Source organism: Photorhabdus sp. RM71S (genome assembly GCF_042879355.1).
Taxonomy (GTDB): Bacteria; Pseudomonadota; Gammaproteobacteria; order Enterobacterales; family Enterobacteriaceae; genus Photorhabdus; species Photorhabdus kayaii.
Genome location: NZ_JBHFKV010000020.1, coordinates 1 through 19,361, shown reverse-complemented (window position 1 = coordinate 19,361; position 19,361 = coordinate 1). Strand labels below are relative to the sequence as shown.

Genomic DNA, 19,361 nt, shown 5'->3' with positions numbered 1-19,361 from the left:
GTTATCGGTAAGTTTTTAGAAAAGTTTACTAATAAAAATAATTTTTCTATGGTAAGAATAGTCGTGAAGAACCGACGCTGTTTGGCTTATCAGGGCAAAGTGATAAAAAAGAAAAAGTTTTTTCAAGAAAAATTAAAGGTTCTTTGAGGGGCGCCGATAAAACTGTTGGCGGTGGTGAACACCGTGGGTAAAACCCAAACTTATATATCGACTTGATTTTAAAAAGGAACTCTAATTATGGCACAAGTCATCAACACCAACAGCCTGTCCCTGCTGACTCAGAATAACCTGACCAAATCCCAGGGTACTTTGGGTAACGCTATCGAGCGTCTGTCTTCTGGTCTGCGTATCAACAGTGCCAAGGATGACGCGGCTGGTCAAGCGATCGCTAACCGTTTCACTTCAAATGTTAGAGGTTTGACTCAGGCAGCACGTAACGCTAATGACGGTATCTCTATTGCACAGACTACTGAAGGTGCTCTGAACGAAATTAACACCAACTTACAGCGTATTCGTGAACTGGCTGTTCAGGCGAAAAATGAAACCAACTCTGCGAGTGATACCAAATCTATCCAGGAAGAAGTTACTGAGCGTTTAAAGGAAATTGATCGTATTTCTAAACAGACTCAATTTAACGGTGTTCATGTTCTAAGTGAAAAGAACGAAATGACCATTCAGGTTGGTGCTAACGATAACGAAGTTATCAAAATTAATCTGGAAGAAATTAACAGCAAAATTCTGAAAGTGGATACATTCACTGTTTCTGCGGCAGTTCCACACGGCGAAGAAGTTGCACAGGTTGACGATGGTAAAGGTGGTGCGAAGAAAAATATCGATTACACTGCTGATACTAAAGTTAAGGACCTGAAAAGTGTAGAAGTTTATAAAGCTGTTAAGGATGATGGTTCAGTTGATCCTGACAACTATGTTGTCAAAGGTACTGACGCTACAGATGGTAAAGTAAAATATTTCAAAGCTCAGATTGATAAGACCAATGGTAAATTAACCGCAGGTGATGAAGTCACAGCTAAAGCATCAGAAAAGCCTCTGGAAACTTTGGACAATGCTCTGGCAAAAGTTGACAGCCTGCGCAGTTCTCTGGGGGCTATTCAGAACCGTCTGGAATCTACCGTTAACAACCTGAACAACACCGTTAACAACCTGAGCGCTGCTCGTAGCCGTATCGAAGATGCTGACTATGCGACTGAAGTATCTAACATGAGCCGTGGTCAAATTCTGCAACAGGCAGGTACTGCGGTTCTGGCTCAGGCTAACCAAATTCCTAATAACGTATTGTCTCTGCTGCGTTAATTGCTCAGCTAGGGCAATATGTGAACCTGATTCACATAAAAATCCAAATAAATCAAGGATCGGCTCGCCGGTCCTTCTTTTTTAGGAGTTTATCAGGAACAGCCTAAAATTTGTGATACTATTAGGCAGACAATAAATTTCGCATAGGTGAAAAAGAAGCGTTTTTACTACATTGTTCAAACGATTGCCCTTGTTAGGGGATTGGATAATGAGGGTTAGTCTCTTTTTCCAAAGGTGTCTGTTGTTGTGAGCGATTTGTATACCGCCGAAGGCGTGATGGACAAAAACAGCCTCTGGAAGCGCTACGTACCATTAGTTCGCCATGAAGCGTTAAGGCTACAAGTTAGGTTACCCGCGTGTGTGGAGCTGGATGATCTACTTCAGGCCGGGGGAATCGGCTTACTAAATGCGGTGGAACGTTTTGATTCCTTACAGGGAACCGCGTTTACCACTTATGCGGTACAACGCATCAGAGGTGCAATGTTGGATGAGTTAAGGAGCCGCGATTGGGCTCCGCGTAGCGTGCGCCGTAATGCGCGCGAAGTGACGCAAATCATCCGAAAACTTGAGCAAGACTTAGGCCGTCCAGCCAGTGAGCAGGAAGTTGCTAAAGAATTAAAGATTGATCTGGTAGAATATCGGCAGATACTATTAGATACGAATAACAGTCAGTTGTTTTCGTATGACGAATGGCATGAAATGCATGGTGAAAGTTGTGAACCTGTCATTGAAGAAGGGCATGAAACCAATCCATTACAACAATTGCTGGAGAGTGATGTTCGTCAACGGGTAATTGAGGCTATAGATTCGTTACCTGAACGAGAAAAAATGGTTCTGACGTTGTATTATCAGGAAGAACTTAATCTGAAAGAGATTGGCGCAGTACTTGAAGTCGGGGAGTCCCGTATAAGTCAGCTACATAGCCAAGCGATTAAACGCTTGCGGGCACGCTTAAATCCGGAAAAGTAACTTTTTTGCTTATTTGTTTTTTGTTTAAGACTACACACAGGGCTTATCTCTTATGTCTGTTACAACACAAAAGAAACGGCCGCTCAGCCGTTACATTAAAGACTACAAGCATAGTCAAACTCATTGCTTGCATTGTCACAAAGCTCTTGACCGTATCTCTTTGGTTTTTAATGGCCAAGTGATCAACAAAGAGTCCATCTCCGAGATGACGGAGTTGATTGATGACAAGACTTGGGATGAGCTGCAAGATAAATTTGTCGCGTTATGTCGTTTTTGCAGTGAGATTTATTGCAATAGCGAGACAGATTATTTTGACATCATGTCGTTCAAACAGTACCTGTTTGAACAGACTGAAATGAGTCATAGTACTGTTCGTGAGTATGTGGTTCGTTTACGACGTTTGGATGAATTGCTCACTTCAAGCAATTACCCTGTAAAAGAGTTCACAACAGAGAAAATTCAGGAAAAACTGAGTGAAAAGCTGTCACAGTCGGCATTCAGTAACTACAACATTGCTTTGCGCAAGTATGAACAGTATTTGAGCTGGCAACAGGGCGGTCACTAAGCTGGAAATATAAACAGCAAAGAGATGATTAATTTTGGGGGAACACATGTTTGATGTGTTCCCTTTGGACCGTGGACAAACCACGTTAAAAATAACGAGGTTCGTTTCTTTCATTATGAATAATAATGCAACTTATTTTCTTCATTAATCCGGTTTAATCGCCCATCAGGGTGTGTAGAAGAATTTATACGTTGGGCAAATTACCTATTTGTTACGGGATTTTTTCTATTATTTCATTTGCTTAAAATTACAGAAGTGATGTGGGAAGTTTTTTAAATATCACAATAGGCGCCAATTTATTTTACCTTATTATTTTTTTTAGCCATCTCAACATTAATTCTCCCAATATCATTCGAAATCTTATTGATTTTTGTGTTCGGCAATATATTGTATACCCTATAGATTTCAAGATGCATCGAGACGGCAAGGGAGTGAATCCCCGGGAGCATAGATAACGATGTGACCGGGGTGAGCGAGTGCCGCCAACAAAGAGGCAACTTGAAAGATTACGGGTATATATGGCTAAAGGAATATCTGAAACAGTAATGAACCGTGGGCAAACAACCAGTGATTAAGCTAAGACTCTTGGGGAACACATTTTTGATGTGTTCCCCTTAGCTACAGCCGAAATTAACCGATAGTCATCAAACTGGCATTACCCCCCGCCGCCGCTGTATTAATGCTCAATGAGCGTTCATGTAGCAAACGTTCTAACAGCAGATTAGTTTCTCCACGGGCAAAACCTTGTACGGAAATGATAACGCCTTTACGTTGAGCGACTTGTTCGCAAACTTGACGCAGTTGATCAGAGTCGCCGTGGTAAATAACCGCTTCGAATGCCGTATCTTCACTCTGCCAGTCCTGAACCAAATTGATTGATTTACGGACGCTATCTGGCAATTGACGAAACAGTTTCTGATGTAGTTCATCATTTTGCCATAGCAATTGACAGCCTACAGACAGTGTTGCTGCCAGTTGAATGAATGTATCTTGTTGATTATCCGCCAGACACAGCACCTGACCACGAGGTAACAGGGTATAAGTATTACGTTCGCCCGTCGGCCCAGGCAACAGGCGGGTGGTGCCACCTTGTGCCAGCAATTTATATTGTTGAACTAACTGATTTAGCTCTTCGTTGTGCTGATTGGCTGCCCATTTTGTTAATGCATCAAAGGGAGCCATTAGCGCTGAACGGGCATTGGCATCCAATGGATATTCAGCATCTTGACGTTCCAACGTTTGGTTGATCGCATTTTGAGGACGGCAAGAGAGTAGACGGTACAAATAGAGTGGGCCGCCTGCTTTCGGTCCGGTACCAGACAAGCCTTCACCACCGAATGGCTGTACGCCAACAACAGCGCCTACCATGTTGCGGTTAACATACAGATTACCGACTTTCGCTTTAGCGGTAACTTGTGCAATCGTTTCGTCAATACGAGTATGGACACCCAGAGTCAGGCCATAGTTGGAACTATTAATTTGATCCAGCAATTTATCCAGTTCATTACGTTTAAAACGGACAACATGCAGAACCGGGCCGAAAATCTCCTGCTTCAATTCATCAAAGCTTTCTAGTTCAATTAGTGTCGGTTTAACAAAGGTGCCTTGATCCCACTCTTGATTGTCAACCACATTATCTTGTGCTGCCTGATAAATCGTGCGCCCTTTGGTACGCATTGCTTGAATATGACGATCAATGCCGGCTTTGGCTTCCGCATCAATGACCGGGCCGATATCGGTAGACAGGCGCTCAGGATTACCCATCCGGCATTCAGACATGGCGCCTTTCAGCATAGTAATGGTGCGTTCTGCTACATCATCTTGAATACAAAGGATACGCAAGGCAGAGCAACGTTGACCGGCACTGTCAAAAGCAGAGGCGACCACATCAGTAACAACTTGTTCTGTCAGTGCGGAAGAGTCGACAATCATGGCGTTCAGACCACCAGTTTCGGCAACCAGAGGGGTTGGGCGCCCTTGTGCATCAAGCCGTCCGGCAATATTACGTTGTAATAGGCCGGCCACTTCAGTGGAGCCAGTAAACATCACGCCTCGTACTCTCTCATCACCCACCAGAAGAGAACCAATGGTTTCACCTCGGCCGGGTAATAATTGCAATGCGTCGTGGGGAATACCTGCTTGATGCAGTATTTTGACCGCTGTTGCCGCAATTAATGGGGTCTGTTCCGCAGGTTTTGCTAATACGCTGTTACCGGCAGCCAATGCAGCCGCTATCTGTCCGGTAAAAATGGCTAATGGGAAGTTCCACGGGCTGATACAGACAACCGGCCCCAGTGGGCGATGCGTATCATTAGCGAAATCATGGCGAATCTGTCCCGCATAGTAGTAGAGAAAATCGACCGCCTCGCGTACCTCAGCAATCGCATTATTAAAGGTTTTGCCAGCTTCCCGCACTAAAATACCTAATAACGGTTGCATCTGGTTTTCCATCAATTCCGCCGCACGAACTAAAATGGCTGCCCGTTCTGATGGTGGCGTGGCAAACCAGATTGCGCCGGCTTCTGTTGCAACATTCAGCGCATGACCGACTTCCTGTTCAGTTGTTTCACGAACATGACCGACAATATCCGAAGGTGTCGCCGGGTTAATAACCGGTTTAGCGGCTGGTAACTCACCTTGATGGTGATAATTGCCGCCCAGTAGTGGCTCGCTATACTGCTCTTCGGTAGCAGAACTTAATAGCGCACTGGAAAGAGATGCCAGACGATGTTCGTTGGCAAGATCTAGACCGGCTGAGTTTGCGCGATCTTTGCCATATAAATTATGAGGCAGAGGAATTTTCGGATGTGGAAGACCGATTTGACCTTCGGTTTCGGCCAGTTTCTGAACCTTTTTCACCGGATCGGCAACCAGTTCATCCAGTGGTAATGTGGTATCGGCGATACGGTTGACGAAAGAGGTGTTAGCGCCATTTTCCAGCAGACGGCGGACCAGATAAGCTAGCAGTGTTTCGTGAGTGCCTACTGGCGCATAAATACGGCATGGGCGGTTTAATTTACCATCAGCGATTTTCCCGACCACTTGTTCATACAATGGTTCTCCCATGCCATGCAGACACTGAAATTCATATTGACCGGGATAATAGTTTTGGCCCGCCATATGATAAACAGCAGCTAAAGTATGGGCGTTATGAGTAGCGAACTGAGGATAAACCAGATTAGGTACTGACAACAGTTTGCGGGCGCAAGCCAGATAAGAAACGTCAGTATAAACTTTGCGGGTGTAAACTGGATAACCTTCCAGCCCGTCGATTTGAGCACGTTTAATTTCACTATCCCAGTAAGCGCCTTTTACCAGTCGCACCATCAGCCGACGGCTGCTGCGCTGTGCTAAGTCAATAACTGTATCGATAACAAAGGGGCAGCGCTTCTGATAAGCCTGAATGACGAAACCAATGCCATTCCAGCCAGCCAGTTGCGGTTCAAAACAGAGCTTTTCTAACAGATCGAGAGAAATTTCCAGGCGATCTGCTTCTTCGGCATCAATATTGATACCAATATCATATTGGCGAGCTTGTAATGTCAGAGAAAGCAGGCGTGGATATAGCTCATTGATGACGCGTTCATATTGAGCACGGCTATAACGCGGGTGCAGGGCAGAAAGCTTAATGGAAATTCCAGGCCCTTCATAAATGCCGCGGCCATTAGATGCTTTCCCGATAGCATGAATGGCTTGTTGATAGGAAACCATATAATTCTGAGCATCTTCCTCAGTTAAAGCGGCTTCACCTAGCATGTCGTAGGAGTAACGGAACCCTTTTTCTTCCAGCTTACGTGCACTTGCCAGCGCTTGGGCGATGGTTTCTCCGGTCACAAACTGTTCACCCATCAGGCGCATTGCCATATCTACGCCTTTACGCACTAATGGTTCGCCGCTCTTACTGATAATGCGATTCAGTGAATTGGAGAGTTTGGCTTCGTTGTGGGTAGAAACCAGTTTGCCGGTAAACAGTAGCCCCCAGGTTGCTGCATTGACAAACATGGACGAACTTTGGCCTAGGTGAGAATGCCAGTTGCCGTTACTGATTTTGTCGCGGATCAGCGCGTCGCGAGTGGCTTTATCAGGAATACGGAGCAGGGCTTCCGCAAGACACATTAGCGCAACGCCTTCCTGAGATGAAAGCGAGAATTCCTGCAATAACCCTTGAACCAGACCTGAACGACCCATGCTGTTTTTCTGGTTACGCAATTTTTCTGCAATGCTGTAAGCCAGCTTATGAGTCGCTTGTGCCTGATCTTCTGGCAATTGCGCCTGTTGTAGCAGCATGGGAACGGCCTGTGTTTCTGGCAGGCGATAGGCAGCAGTAATTGCGGAACGTTTTACTGATTGAGGCAGGATATGTTCTGCGAAGTCGAGGAAAGGTTGATGAGACGAATCTGTTACCGTTTCTTCTGCGATTATCTTCTCTTCTTTAACATCCTGACTAGCAGAGAGTTCAGCGATCTGTTCATCGTTTTCAAGACGTTCAAGATAATTAAAAATAGCTTGTTTAATTAGCCAATGTGGAGTGCGGTCAATCCGTTGTGCCGCAGCTTTAATGCGATCGCGCGTTGCTTCATCAAGCTTCACGCCCATTGTTGTACTACCCATCCTTGCTCCTTAATAGGTAAGGTTTATCTAAAATTGCATGATAATATCTGACATGTTGCAACTTTGTGCAACCTTATGAGAATCGCTTGTTTTATTTTTGTGAAATTAATCTAGTTATTATAATTAGGTGGATATATTTATTTTTGTGACTTTATTTGATTGATATATATTGGTTTAACATTTTGTGGCTAATGTAGGCGTATAACCCTAAAATGGTTAAAAAGTATAATTTTTAAATCAAATAAATGTGATTCAGTAAACGTTTTTTGTAAAAAATGGCGTTAATTAGTTGTTAAATTACCTGATGCTAATCTAGGATTCACTGTAACTTTCTAATTGGTTACAAAAATAATTATTTCAATTTAGAATTATGGTCCATCTTTAGGTGCAATCAGGTGCAACGTTCCTGAACCTGACAGGGAAAACTCTGTGTACCCGGGAGAACTGCGGATTTGCAAAACACAGATAACACTATGGAGAACTTGCATGACAGTAAATACACCAATGCTAATCACCTTTATTGTCTACATTACTGGAATGTTGTTGATAGGTTTTTTGGCTTATCGTTCAACCAAAAATTTTGATGACTATATCTTGGGAGGAAGGAGATTAGGTAGTGTGGTAACGGCTTTGTCTGCCGGTGCTTCGGATATGAGTGGTTGGTTATTAATGGGCTTACCTGGCGTAGTCTATTTTGCGGGGATTTCAGAAAGCTGGATAGCCATTGGTCTTGCTTTAGGTGCTTACCTGAACTGGAAATTGGTGGCAGGCAGGCTACGTATCCAGACGGAAGTCAATAATAATGCGCTAACATTGCCGGATTATTTCACCGGTCGTTTTGAGGATAGTAGCAAAATTCTACGTATTATTTCTGCACTGGTTATTCTGATCTTCTTCACCATCTATTGTGCTTCTGGCGTGGTTGCCGGAGGATTGTTATTTGAAAGTACGTTTGGTATCAGTTATCAGAAGGCCATGTGGCTCGGTGCCGCAGCAACAATTGCCTATACTTTCCTTGGCGGCTTCTTGGCGGTCAGTTGGACTGATACGGTTCAGGCCTCATTAATGATCTTTGCGCTTATCTTGACGCCGGTCATCGTTATTTTCTCTGTGGGTGGCATTGATACCTCTCTGGCTCTGATAGCAGCAAAAAGCCCGGCTTATATGGATATGTTTAAAGGGTTGAACTTTATTGCCATTATCTCGCTGTTGGGTTGGGGGTTAGGTTATTTTGGTCAGCCACATATTCTGGCGCGTTTTATGGCGGCAGACTCCCATCACACTATCCGCAAGGCTCGTCGTATCAGTATGACTTGGATGGTGTTATGTTTGGCAGGCACTATTGCTGTCGGTTTCTTTGGTATTGCTTATTTTGAAATGCATCCTGAACTGTCTGGCCCGGTCACAGCCAACCGTGAGCGTATCTTTATGGAATTGGCGGTTATTCTGTTTAATCCGTGGATAGCGGGCATTTTACTCTCTGCTATTCTGGCCGCGGTGATGAGTACCTTAAGCTGTCAGTTGCTGGTGTGTGCAAGTGCTTTGACGGAAGATCTTTACAAACCCTTTATCCGTAAATCTGCCAGCCAGAAAGAGTTAGTGTGGGTGGGGCGTTTCATGGTGTTGCTGGTGGCGGTCATCGCAATGGTGATAGCAACCAACCCGGACAATAAAGTACTGGCTCTGGTCAGTAATGCATGGGCTGGATTTGGTGCTGCGTTCGGCCCGGTCGTACTGATTTCTGTTATCTGGAAACGTATGACACGTAATGGCGCATTAGTGGGGATGTTGGTAGGGGCCGTCACGGTATTGGTGTGGATGAAATACCAGTGGTTTGCATTGTATGAGATTATTCCTGGCTTTATCTTAGCTTCTATTGCGATCGTGATTGTGAGTCTGTTGGGCAAAGCACCGAGTAGCACAGCGCAACAGCGTTTTATTGATGCTGAGGCGCAATATAAGACTAAATGAGTTGAAATAAAGTAAATTGAAATAAAGGTAAAAAAGCGTGAAGGCGAAACGCCTTCACCACACTGCCGACAAACCTCGTTTAAAATAGCTAGGTTTGTTTTTTTCATCATGAAAAATTATTGGATACCAGTGACCTTGAGTCATTCATTAAGAGAATTATCGGCGATCAATGTCGTCATATCTTCACCTCGGGATATTCAGTAGTAAGCAGAGATAAATAATCTTGATAAAACACATCATATAATGTGGCCGTTTCGGGGGTTGGAACGGTGCGGGTTTCTTCATCAAGATGAACAAAATATTGGCAAAGGTGGGCGAGCTGCGCTTGTTTATCTTTCTCTTCTGCCAAGGAATCACACCACATAGCTTGAATAGCCGCACCCAGTGCGGCAGCTTCTTGGTTAGTGACACAAATAACAGGCGTATTCATGACATCAGCCACAATTTGCCGCCATTTTTTACTGCGAGCGCCGCCGCCGGTCAAACGGATCTCATTAATTTCAATCCCTTGCTTGCGAAATAATTCAATACCAAAACGTAGCCCGTAGGTGGCGCTTTCGACTGCCGCCAAAATGAAATTTTGTTGATTCATATTGCTAATATCCAGGTTATGGAGACTCGCTTTGGCGTGGGGAAGCGGTGGAACACGTTCACCATTAAAAAACGGTAGCATCATCAAACCATTAGCACCGGGTTTACTCTGGTTCAATGTGTCATTAAAAGCCTGAATATCCATATTAAACAGCTTTTGAATGGTGGTTGTGGCTGAAGTCACATTCATCGTGCAAATCAATGGTAACCATCCATTATTAGAGGAACAGAAACCCGCGATCATTTCAGAATCAGCGACAATTGGTTTGTCAGAGTAAGTGAATAGGGTGCCAGAGGTGCCTAAACTCATGGTCGTGATACCTGGAATGATATTACCCGTTCCAATTGCAGCCATCATATTATCGCCCCCGCCAGACGCAACTTTGGTTGTCGGTGAAAGCCTTAATCTTCTTGCTATTTCAGGCTTTACTGTGCCAATACAGGTCTCAGCGGAAACCAATTCAGGTAATGCATTCCAAAGACGGCCATCTTGATCAATGAATTGGGCAATTTGGTTATCCCATTCGCGTTTACGAATATTCAATAATCCCGTTCCTGAAGCATCACCATATTCGGCAACTAATCTGCCTGTTAGCCAATAATTGAGATAATCATGAGGTAATAAAACGGCGTTCAGTTTTTCCCATAACTCAGGATGGTATTTTTTGAACCAAAGAATTTTAGATGCGGTATAACCTGTTTGCGGCATTAATCCGAGTTGTGCTAAAGCAGCTTGCGTACCACCGAGTGCATCAATAATTTCCTGATTTTCAGCCGTAGTTTCAGTGTCACACCAGAGTTTTACCGGCGCTAAAACATGACCTTCTGCATCCAGAGGAACAAAACCGTGCTGTTGGCCTGATACGGCAAGAGCGACAATTTCTGTACCAGAAATTCCTGCTTGCTTGATCGCCTGAGCAAAGGCATTTTCCAGTGCTTCTGTCCACCAGTGAACTTGCTGTTCACGACGGCCGTTTGAATCGCTAATTATTGGGTGAGGAGAGCTGCCTTCACCCAAAATATGCGCTTTTTGGCTATCGACAATAATGACTTTAGTACTTTGTGTACCGCAATCGATACCAGCATAGAGCGCCATGTGTTACTCCATTTCCAACATAATTTTGATATCTGTCGGACGACCCTCTGCGGCTCGTTCATACGCCTGAACGCTGTCTTTAAATTTATAGGTTGCGGATAATAGGGGGGTTACCTTGAGCTTGCCAGCGCTGAGTAAACGAATAGTACGAGGATACATATTTGCGTAGCGGAAGATTGTTTTGAATGTGATCTCTTTAGCTTGGGCAGAGACAATATCAAATGGCGCTGGATCAATAGGCATCCCGACCAGAACAGCTATTCCACCCGGTGCAATGTGCTCTGAAATAGTGGTAATGACGGGTTTTGCGCCACTACATTCAAATAGAATATTGACGCCATTACCATCGGTTAAGGTATTCACTTTCTCAGCAAGTACTTTGTTATTAACCGGGTGAAGACCTGGATACTGTTTTGCAATTTCTAGTTTTTCATCGAACACATCACAAATAATGACATCAGAACAACCACCGGCTAATGCAGCAAGTGCGGTAACAATTCCGATCGTGCCAGCACCAACAACTAATGCGATATCTCCAGGTTTAATTTCTGCTTTTGTGGCTGCTTGCATACCGATAGCTAATGGTTCAACCATTGCACCTTCGGCAAAACTGACATTATCAGGTAATTTGAACGTAAATGCTGCCGGGTGAATAACCCTTTCACGTAAGCAACCATCAATAGGGGGCGTCGCCCAGAAACAGATTTCTGGATCTAAGTTATAAATACCTGCCCGTGATTGTGGTGATTGCAGATTAGGAATTCCAGGTTCCATACAGACACGATCACCGATTTTTAAGTGAGTCACGTTTTTACCTACTGCTGTGATTACACCTGATGCTTCGTGCCCGAGGATCATCGGCTTTTCGACAACAAATGGCCCAATGCGCCCGTATTGATAATAATGCACATCGCTGCCGCAAATCCCCACTGAGTGAATTTTTATTTCAACATCATTTTCACCCAGTATTTCGGAGGCTTCCCAATCTTGAATTGAAATCTGACCTGCTTTTTCTAATACTAATGCCTTCATGATTTGCCCTCTTAATTTTGATGTTATTGATATCATTTATTTGAGGGGATATTAGATCGAAAATTATTATATTTATGTGATTTAAGTTAAGGTCTTATTAAATGGTGTATTTTATCGTCGATATTGAGAAAGGAACTGCCCACTTGATCACTATTTTGACATGTATATTGACAATATAATGATATCAATATTATGAGTATGAGCAAGCAACTGTATATTGAAAAAACAATAGCTTTTTTGGCAAAAGGTATATTCAACCGGTCGTGGATCAGCTCAAAAATATTTCTTAGATGGGCATTCAGGGCACCGCAATCAGCTCGGCTTTTTATTGGAAGTCGCCGTAGGCCTAATCGCTTATACGTTCCAACCTAAAAAAACCGAGCTTGAATTTACGGGATTATGATATCGCTATTCTTAAACGAAGTTGACGTTACCAATATATTTATTTCTATTTCAACATATTATATTGATATTACAAATTATCCAAGAAATTTAATTGTCCGTTTATCAGATTGGTTAGATAGTCCTGATTAATATCCTTATCTGATAATTCGTGTAATTGACTGGAGAATAAACGCCACGCTTTTTCTAGTTTACCCACTTCGTTAAGCATAGTGGTGCGTTCTGTATCGATTTGCATCACATCATTTAAACCAGAAAGCCTCAGCTCTGTTTCCTCTAATGTCGCTTTCAGTGCCTTAGATTCTTGCATGGTATGATCAATTTGCTCAGTGAGCTTCATTCTGGCATTTTCCAAATCGATGTATTTCAATCCTTCAGAAACCTTGCCCAATACTTTTTTTACTATCTCAATACTTTGTTTAATAATTTCTTTTTCAGGTTGAGCGAAATTCAGGCCATCGATATCATTGGTATTTGGGAGATAATCTTTAAACATATCCGCAATATTTTTTGCGCGAATAACATCCTGACTTTCGATAATTTTATTCCGTTCTGCATCTAAATTATTTCTTTCTTTGGTTTTCTGTTCAATATCACTCTGCAATTCTGCCTTTTGTTTTTTTGTTTTCGCCAACACATTTTTAAAACGCTCTGCAATCACTATATCGTTAATATCATTAATTTTTCCAGTCAGTTTGTTGATTCTGTCATCGAAATTAGCAATCACATTGTGAATATCTTTCGATAATTTCTGAATCAATTGATCGCGTCCTTTTAGTATGGCATTGCGATTCTCATCACTCAAATCATGAGCTTCCAGGGCTTTATCAATTTTACGGATTGATCGGAAAATATCTCCTGCTAAAAATTGACTTAATATTGGTGATAATTGTGATAAAGATTCACTTACCAATTCACTGAGTTCACGGCTATAGAACCTGATTCGCTCGGTTTTCTCTCCAATAGCTGTAATACCGGATGTTTGTCGTTCTGCCAAAAGCCAAATTTTATTTACAGTCTCATCCAAGGATTTGATATTAACTTTTGGATACTGGATTTCTTTTTGTGAGATGATACTCTCAGACATTTTTTAATATTCCTTTTTCACTTTATAAATTAATTTAAGAAATTATCTAGAGAGTTTTTTATATTCCGCCAATGCTTCATCAAAAATTTTAACCAATTTTTCAGCAGAACCTTGAACTTCTTTCCAGGGGCTAATAGCTTGCTTAAATGTTTCCTCAAACACTAAAAGCATCGATGCATTATCAATTTCAGCAAACGATTTTTTGGAGAGCTTAATTTGCATTAGCATTGTACTCCACATGAAATCCAAGTGTTTTAGGGCAACTTCTGCATCTTGCATACAGGTCTGAATACTAAGGCAGTGTAAGGATAAATTTTGGATTGCCGTTTGTAATGCACTTTTACCTTTAATTTTCTTTTGTAACTCTTTGACTTCCTCAATCAATTCATTTTTCCGTTTACGCGCATTTTCTGCTTTAGGACCAAAAATACCACCGGTAATCGCCCAGCCAATAAGACTAGCCGCGCCAGAAAATGACAATTCAACATATTTATTATAGTCTTTTTGGAGTTGCTCAATATCTTTTTTCTTCTCATTGATCTCATCTTGCAGCTCTTTGATAGTTGCAGAAAGATTATTATCATCCATCAGTTTTTGCTTGATATCAACCTGTGGCAGTAATCCATCAGCTTTTTTGCCATCTGATAAAGTTCCACCAAACAGTGTGATTTTAAAGTCGGTTATTGCATCTTTAACTCGCTGGCTATTCTCCTTATGTTCTTTTATATCTTTCTCCATGCTTTCTAGGATACTTTTCAATCCGACTGCTACTTTTTTATCAACATCGGTATAAGTTATTTTAAATAATTGCTCATTGGTTGGTTTGCGATTATTGTATGTGTTTTTTAATGTCTCTATACTATCTGTAATCGGCATTTTTTCAATGATTTTGATTATTGACTCTCCCTTTTGGGTAATTTGTTTTCCTGCATTTTCCAGATCGATACTCTGTCGTTGGACTTTATCTTCTACCTCACTCCAGCTAAGCGCATGGTTATGAATTTCTTCAAATAAAGTCTTAATATTTTCAGGTTTCAAACCATCAATATCAGTATCATTGTAATGAATATATTCCTTTACCGCCGGCAAAGTAAAAGGAAGTTCCAAGCCATTTTTAACATATAATTTGATATTAATGAGGTCTTCTTTAGTAAAGATTCCCGCTGAACGGGCTGCTCCTTGTGCTTGGCCGGTTAATATGTTTAAAGTAGCAGCAGGAACTTCTGATTCAGGTAATTTATTTTCTTCTAAAGATTGATTTAATAACATATTGTTATCCATTAGTGTTGATGATTTATCAAATTAAATTTAACTACATATTTAATGTTATGAAAACCTTTTTATTTAATTACAATTAAAATAGGTTTGCTTACATGGACTTTAATGACAAAAGTAAATATTTTCATCCAAAAATTTATTTTAGTTTATTTTTTTGTTTCTTTACAGAAAACATTTCTCAAACTGAAATTTGACTTTAATGAGATTAAAGTAAAAAAAATTTAATAATATGGTCATGTATTTAAAAGTTAGATTGCCTATCATCATAGCTGAATGCATTCCAATCATTTTCATTTGGTTAGGCATTTCATTCTGTACTGTGCATTATGATAGAGGTGTTAACCCTATTTTAATGAGTGCAGAATATACCGCCTAGCTGTGCGGAATTGGTTACCTTGCTACAGATTTAAAGGAAAAATGGGTAAATTGAATAAATTACAGTCATATTTATGACGTTAGTTGTGTAAAAATTTTTCAATAGATGAAACACAATTGTCGCTTCATTTATCGAGCAGATAGGGGAAATTTATCGCATGCGGCGGCATCATAATCAACCAGCTCTTGTACGGATGCAATCGGAGCAGATTGATCTACTTTACCACCTGCTTTGGTAAATGCTTCTGGTGGAATGGTTTCTGGCACGCGTTTAATCGTGACTTCTACGTCAGAGACTTTCTGCCACTGTGGATGCCAGCGCTTCAATATGACCGTACATGGAATAATAAAGCACAAGAATTTTAGTCATATTGCTTTCTCCTATAAGGTTAAAAAGTGGCTGCGAAGTTTACAATAACGGCAGCCTGTTATTTAAATTCATCAATATTATTGATGGAATAAGGTGGAATGACCTTATTTTGCAAGAAAGATTTTCTTAACCGATAGAGTAAGTGTAGTGGTGATTTTTCGGCTTGCAGCAATAGAAAAGACCTGTGGAGTATTATTCCAACAGGTCATATATACCCGTTATCTTTCAAGTTGCCTCTTTGTTGGCTGCACTCGCTCACCCCGGTCACATAGTTATCTATGCTCCCGGGGATTCACTCCCTTGCCGCCGCGATGCATCTTGAAATCCATAGGGTATAGATATTAAGGATTTGAATAAGTTAACTGTACAAACGTGTTCTACGTTTTTTTACAACTTGAAAACCGATAATTAAAACCATAAACCAGATAGGTGTGATGATTAATGCTTGGCGGGTATCATCCCGTAAAGTGAGTAATATCAGAACAAATGCAAAAAATGCCAGACAGACCCATGACATGATAATACCCAATGGCATTTTATAGGTTGAAGCCTTATGTAATGTTGGGCGACGTTTCCGGTAAACCAAATATGAGCACAGGATCATGCTCCAAATAAACATAAATAGAATGGCTGAAACGGTAGTGACTAGGGTAAATACATGCATAACATCAGGAATTAAATAAATCAGCACCACACCACAGGATAAACATAAACAGGTGAAGATTAACCCTGATGCAGGCACAGAACGGCGTGAAAGGCGGCTGAATTGCTGTGGCGCATCGCCTTCTTTTGCTAATCCAAATAGCATGCGACTGGTGGAGAAAACCCCACTGTTTGCTGAAGAGGCGGCGGAGGTTAATACCACAAAGTTCACGATACTGGCGGCAGCGGGTAAACCGATTAGAACAAACAGCTCAACAAAAGGACTTTTATCTGCAATGATTGAACGCCACGGTGTGACTGACATAATAATTATCAGCGCCAGTACGTAGAAGGTGATAATACGAATCGGGATGGCATTAATGGCTCTGGGCAGCGATTTCATTGGATCTTTAGTTTCTGCGGCCGCTGTGCCTACTAATTCAATGCCCACAAAGGCAAATATAGCTATCTGAAATCCGGCAAAAAATCCACTTAACCCTTTGGGAAAGAATCCACCATCATTCCATATATTTGCCAGTGAAGCGGTATGACCGGCTGGAGATTGAAAATGCATGCCAATCAGAACAGCGCCTGTCACGATTAAAGCGATAATGGCAACGATTTTTATCATAGCGAACCAGAATTCCATTTCCCCGAATAATTTCACTGTAGCCAGATTAAGGGAGAGCAGTAGTGAAACACAGAGTAGGGAAGTAAGCCATTGTGGAAAATCTGGTTGCCAATAGCTGATATAGGAAGTGATTGCGACTACATCGGCGATACCGGTAATGACCCAACAAAACCAATAAGTCCAGCCGACGAAAAAACCTGCCCAGGGCCCGAGCAAATCGGCGGAGAAATCACTGAATGATTTATAATTCAGGTTTGAAAGCAATAGTTCACCCATTGCGCGCATCACGAAGAACAGCATGAAACCGATAATCATATAAACGAATATGATCGATGGTCCGGCGAGAGAGATTGTTTTCCCTGATCCCATAAACAGACCCGTGCCGATGGCGCCGCCAATAGCGATAAGTTGTATATGCCGGTTGCTTAGATTACGTTGCAACTGCGTTTCCCCGGTTTTAGCGGAAAGTGAAGTGTGTATATTTTCTGCCATAGTATATAGTATCCAATATTTTCTTAGGTAAATTGTTACGGCTCTTTAAGTGGCCTTATATATGATGATGTTTGCGAAAAATATTGTGACACAGATTACTATAGTAATAACAGTCTGATCTCACTTTAAAAACAAATTGGTTGCAATTTAACTTGTCAATGCTGTTGGAATTGAATGTGAATTATTCTTTTAGAAAAAAATAGTCATAATATATTGACGACAGCTTTGTGTAGAGGAATAATTACTTGTATTGGGTTGTTAGCTCAGTCGGCAGAGCAGTTGACTCTTAATCAATTGGTCCGGGGTTCGAGCCCCCGACAACCCACCAATCAAATCAATTACTTACCCATTACTTGCCTTATTATCAAATCTCGCTTGGGACGTAGATGAGACGTGATTAATAAAGATTGAATCTATTTGTTTCGCGTGTTCAGTTAAATGATTAGGCGCTAAATGAGCATAGCGCCTTACCATTTCGATTGATTCCCATCCTCCCATTTCTTGCAGAATTGACAATGGAACTCCGGATTGAACTAACCAACTTGCCCAGGTATGTCTCAAATCATGAAAGCGGAAATTTTCTATTCCTGATCTTTTTAAAGCGGAATTCCACGCTTTATTATTATCGACACGCATTTTTCTTATTTTCGGGGTCATTGTTCCATCATTTCTAATTGCCGCTTTATTATGAACGAACACATATTTATGATGGTTTCCAATCTGATCACGAAGTACATGACATGCAGTATCATTTAAAGCAACCCCAATTGCTTTTCCTGATTTACTGTCTTCTGGATTGATCCATGCTACTTTTCTTTGCATGTCAATTTGTTGCCACTCTAGGTTAATGATATTCGACCGTCTTAAGCCTGTAGCCAGTGCAAATCTAACGACTGATTTTAATGGTTCATGACATTCAGATATCAATCTCATTGCCTCATGCGGCTCCAGCCATCGAATGCGTTTATTTTTTGGCTGGTTAACTTTTATTATTGGGGCCTTATCAAGCCACTTCCACTCTCTTTCAGCAGCTCTGAGAATAGATTTGATCAGAGTTAAGTGAGATGATTTTGTGGATTTTGATGCTGGCTTTGGTACATAGACAGGCATATCTTTACCCTTTCTTTTATTTGCTCCGCACTTTGATTGCCAATTTTCCAGATGTTTTCGATTCTGCATGTTACCTACAGCGGCGTAAATTTTTGCTGATGTAATGTTCTTTATGAGATATCCGGAAAAATGCTCCAACCAGAAACCAATCAGGCTCTTATCCGTATCAAGAGACTTTTTATCAGATTTATCTTCAAGCCATCTGATACAAGCCTCTTCAAACGTGACATCAGGATAATCACCGAGTTTATCTACCCTCCACAGGTCGGCCCTTAGTTTGTCGTGCAGTTCCTGCGCTTGCCGCTTGTCCTCTGTGCCAAGAGATTGCTTAATTCTCTTGCCGCCTGGGATCGTGATGTCGGCGTACCAGGTCTTGTTTCTGCGGAATATTGACATTTGTTACCTTCCTTAGCGTCAACCGCGCTCACTTTTATAGTGTTGATCGGATTGTTTAGTGCAGCAATACAATTTTGTCGAGTGATGAGATATGGTGATTGTGGTTTTGACGGGTCTTTTCTTGCTGCTACCAGCCTGCCAGTTCTAATCCAATTTCTTAATGTTGGCGGTGATACACCAACAAAGTCACACGCCTCTTCGAATGTTAGAGGGTATCTATCCATTATCTCATTCCCTTCAATTTATCTAATTTCTCTGCAAACTCCTTAGCAATAAATTCAACTCTATCACTGAGTTGTTGCAGCGTTTTAATATCAGCACGATTGACATCAAGCATCAATATTCTGTTTGTTAATTCTGAAATTGTTGTATATTGAGCGAAGTTGACTAGCCTTTCTTTCCCTTTATGTGGCCCATGAGTCCATACCTGCC

Annotated in this window: 13 protein-coding genes, 1 tRNA gene and 1 pseudogene; 5 read left to right on the top strand and 10 right to left on the bottom strand. The window is 41.6% G+C overall.

Annotation, left to right across the window (positions count from 1 at the left end):
- Positions 1–237 precede the first annotated feature (237 nt).
- The 3 genes from ACGF5R_RS12260 (at position 238) to fliZ (ending at position 2,845) form a co-directional block, all read left to right on the top strand.
- Positions 238–1,311, top strand: a complete 1,074-nt coding sequence (locus ACGF5R_RS12260; RefSeq protein WP_387691062.1) for a FliC/FljB family flagellin — start codon at positions 238–240, stop codon at positions 1,309–1,311.
- A gap of 246 nt (positions 1,312–1,557) precedes the next feature.
- On the top strand, positions 1,558–2,280 hold the full coding sequence (locus ACGF5R_RS12255) for an RNA polymerase sigma factor FliA (RefSeq protein WP_112876894.1): 723 nt from the start codon (positions 1,558–1,560) through the stop codon (positions 2,278–2,280).
- Between the two features lie 52 nt (positions 2,281–2,332).
- Positions 2,333–2,845: a flagella biosynthesis regulatory protein FliZ gene (gene fliZ, locus ACGF5R_RS12250; protein WP_011146218.1), complete on the top strand. Its 513-nt coding sequence runs from the start codon at positions 2,333–2,335 to the stop codon at positions 2,843–2,845.
- A gap of 630 nt (positions 2,846–3,475) precedes the next feature.
- Here fliZ and putA read toward each other — a convergent pair.
- A complete protein-coding gene (gene putA / locus ACGF5R_RS12245) occupies positions 3,476–7,456 on the bottom strand; it encodes a trifunctional transcriptional regulator/proline dehydrogenase/L-glutamate gamma-semialdehyde dehydrogenase (protein ID WP_387691060.1) in 3,981 nt (1,326 codons plus the stop codon).
- 486 nt (positions 7,457–7,942) lie between these two features.
- On the opposite strand from putA, the gene putP reads away from it, so the two are divergent.
- Positions 7,943–9,427 carry a sodium/proline symporter PutP gene (gene putP / locus ACGF5R_RS12240; protein ID WP_112876896.1) on the top strand — a complete coding sequence of 495 codons (1,485 nt, stop codon included), beginning with the start codon at positions 7,943–7,945 and terminating at the stop codon, positions 9,425–9,427.
- 175 nt (positions 9,428–9,602) lie between these two features.
- Here the strand turns inward: putP and xylB are convergent, their stop codons facing one another.
- From xylB to cycA, 6 genes and pseudogenes are all read right to left on the bottom strand, one after another.
- Complete coding sequence (gene xylB, locus ACGF5R_RS12235) at positions 9,603–11,114, bottom strand: xylulokinase (RefSeq protein ID WP_387691058.1); 1,512 nt, start codon at positions 11,112–11,114, stop codon at positions 9,603–9,605.
- A 3-nt stretch (positions 11,115–11,117) separates the two neighbouring features.
- On the bottom strand, positions 11,118–12,146 hold the full coding sequence (locus ACGF5R_RS12230; protein ID WP_262981075.1) for an NAD(P)-dependent alcohol dehydrogenase: 1,029 nt from the start codon (positions 12,144–12,146) through the stop codon (positions 11,118–11,120).
- A gap of 472 nt (positions 12,147–12,618) precedes the next feature.
- Positions 12,619–13,635: an alpha-xenorhabdolysin family binary toxin subunit B gene (locus ACGF5R_RS12225; RefSeq protein WP_262981074.1), complete on the bottom strand. Its 1,017-nt coding sequence runs from the start codon at positions 13,633–13,635 to the stop codon at positions 12,619–12,621.
- Positions 13,636–13,677: 42 nt separating this feature from the next.
- The gene (locus ACGF5R_RS12220; protein ID WP_315903391.1) at positions 13,678–14,904 is read right to left on the bottom strand and encodes an alpha-xenorhabdolysin family binary toxin subunit A; all 1,227 of its coding nucleotides are present in this window, start codon (positions 14,902–14,904) and stop codon (positions 13,678–13,680) included.
- Between the two features lie 552 nt (positions 14,905–15,456).
- Positions 15,457–15,658, bottom strand: a pseudogene (locus tag ACGF5R_RS12215) (NAD(P)H:quinone oxidoreductase); the annotation flags it as partial.
- 358 nt (positions 15,659–16,016) lie between these two features.
- Positions 16,017–17,423 carry a D-serine/D-alanine/glycine transporter gene (gene cycA, locus ACGF5R_RS12210; RefSeq protein WP_262981072.1) on the bottom strand — a complete coding sequence of 469 codons (1,407 nt, stop codon included), beginning with the start codon at positions 17,421–17,423 and terminating at the stop codon, positions 16,017–16,019.
- Positions 17,424–17,675: 252 nt separating this feature from the next.
- Between cycA and ACGF5R_RS12205 the strand changes: the two genes are divergently transcribed.
- Positions 17,676–17,751 (top strand) — tRNA-Lys (locus ACGF5R_RS12205).
- Positions 17,752–17,765: 14 nt separating this feature from the next.
- Here the strand turns inward: ACGF5R_RS12205 and ACGF5R_RS12200 are convergent.
- From ACGF5R_RS12200 to ACGF5R_RS12190, 3 genes are all read right to left on the bottom strand, one after another.
- Entirely contained in the window at positions 17,766–18,923 is a 1,158-nt protein-coding gene (locus ACGF5R_RS12200) for a site-specific integrase (RefSeq protein WP_387691125.1), read from the bottom strand.
- The gene (locus ACGF5R_RS12195) at positions 18,806–19,153 is read right to left on the bottom strand and encodes a helix-turn-helix domain-containing protein (RefSeq protein WP_387691054.1); all 348 of its coding nucleotides are present in this window, start codon (positions 19,151–19,153) and stop codon (positions 18,806–18,808) included. Before ACGF5R_RS12195 ends, ACGF5R_RS12200 begins: the two co-directional genes overlap by 118 nt.
- Positions 19,153–19,361 (bottom strand): hypothetical protein (locus tag ACGF5R_RS12190; RefSeq protein ID WP_387691052.1); only part of this gene is annotated, 209 nt, incomplete at its 5' end. The genes ACGF5R_RS12195 and ACGF5R_RS12190, both read right to left, overlap by 1 nt.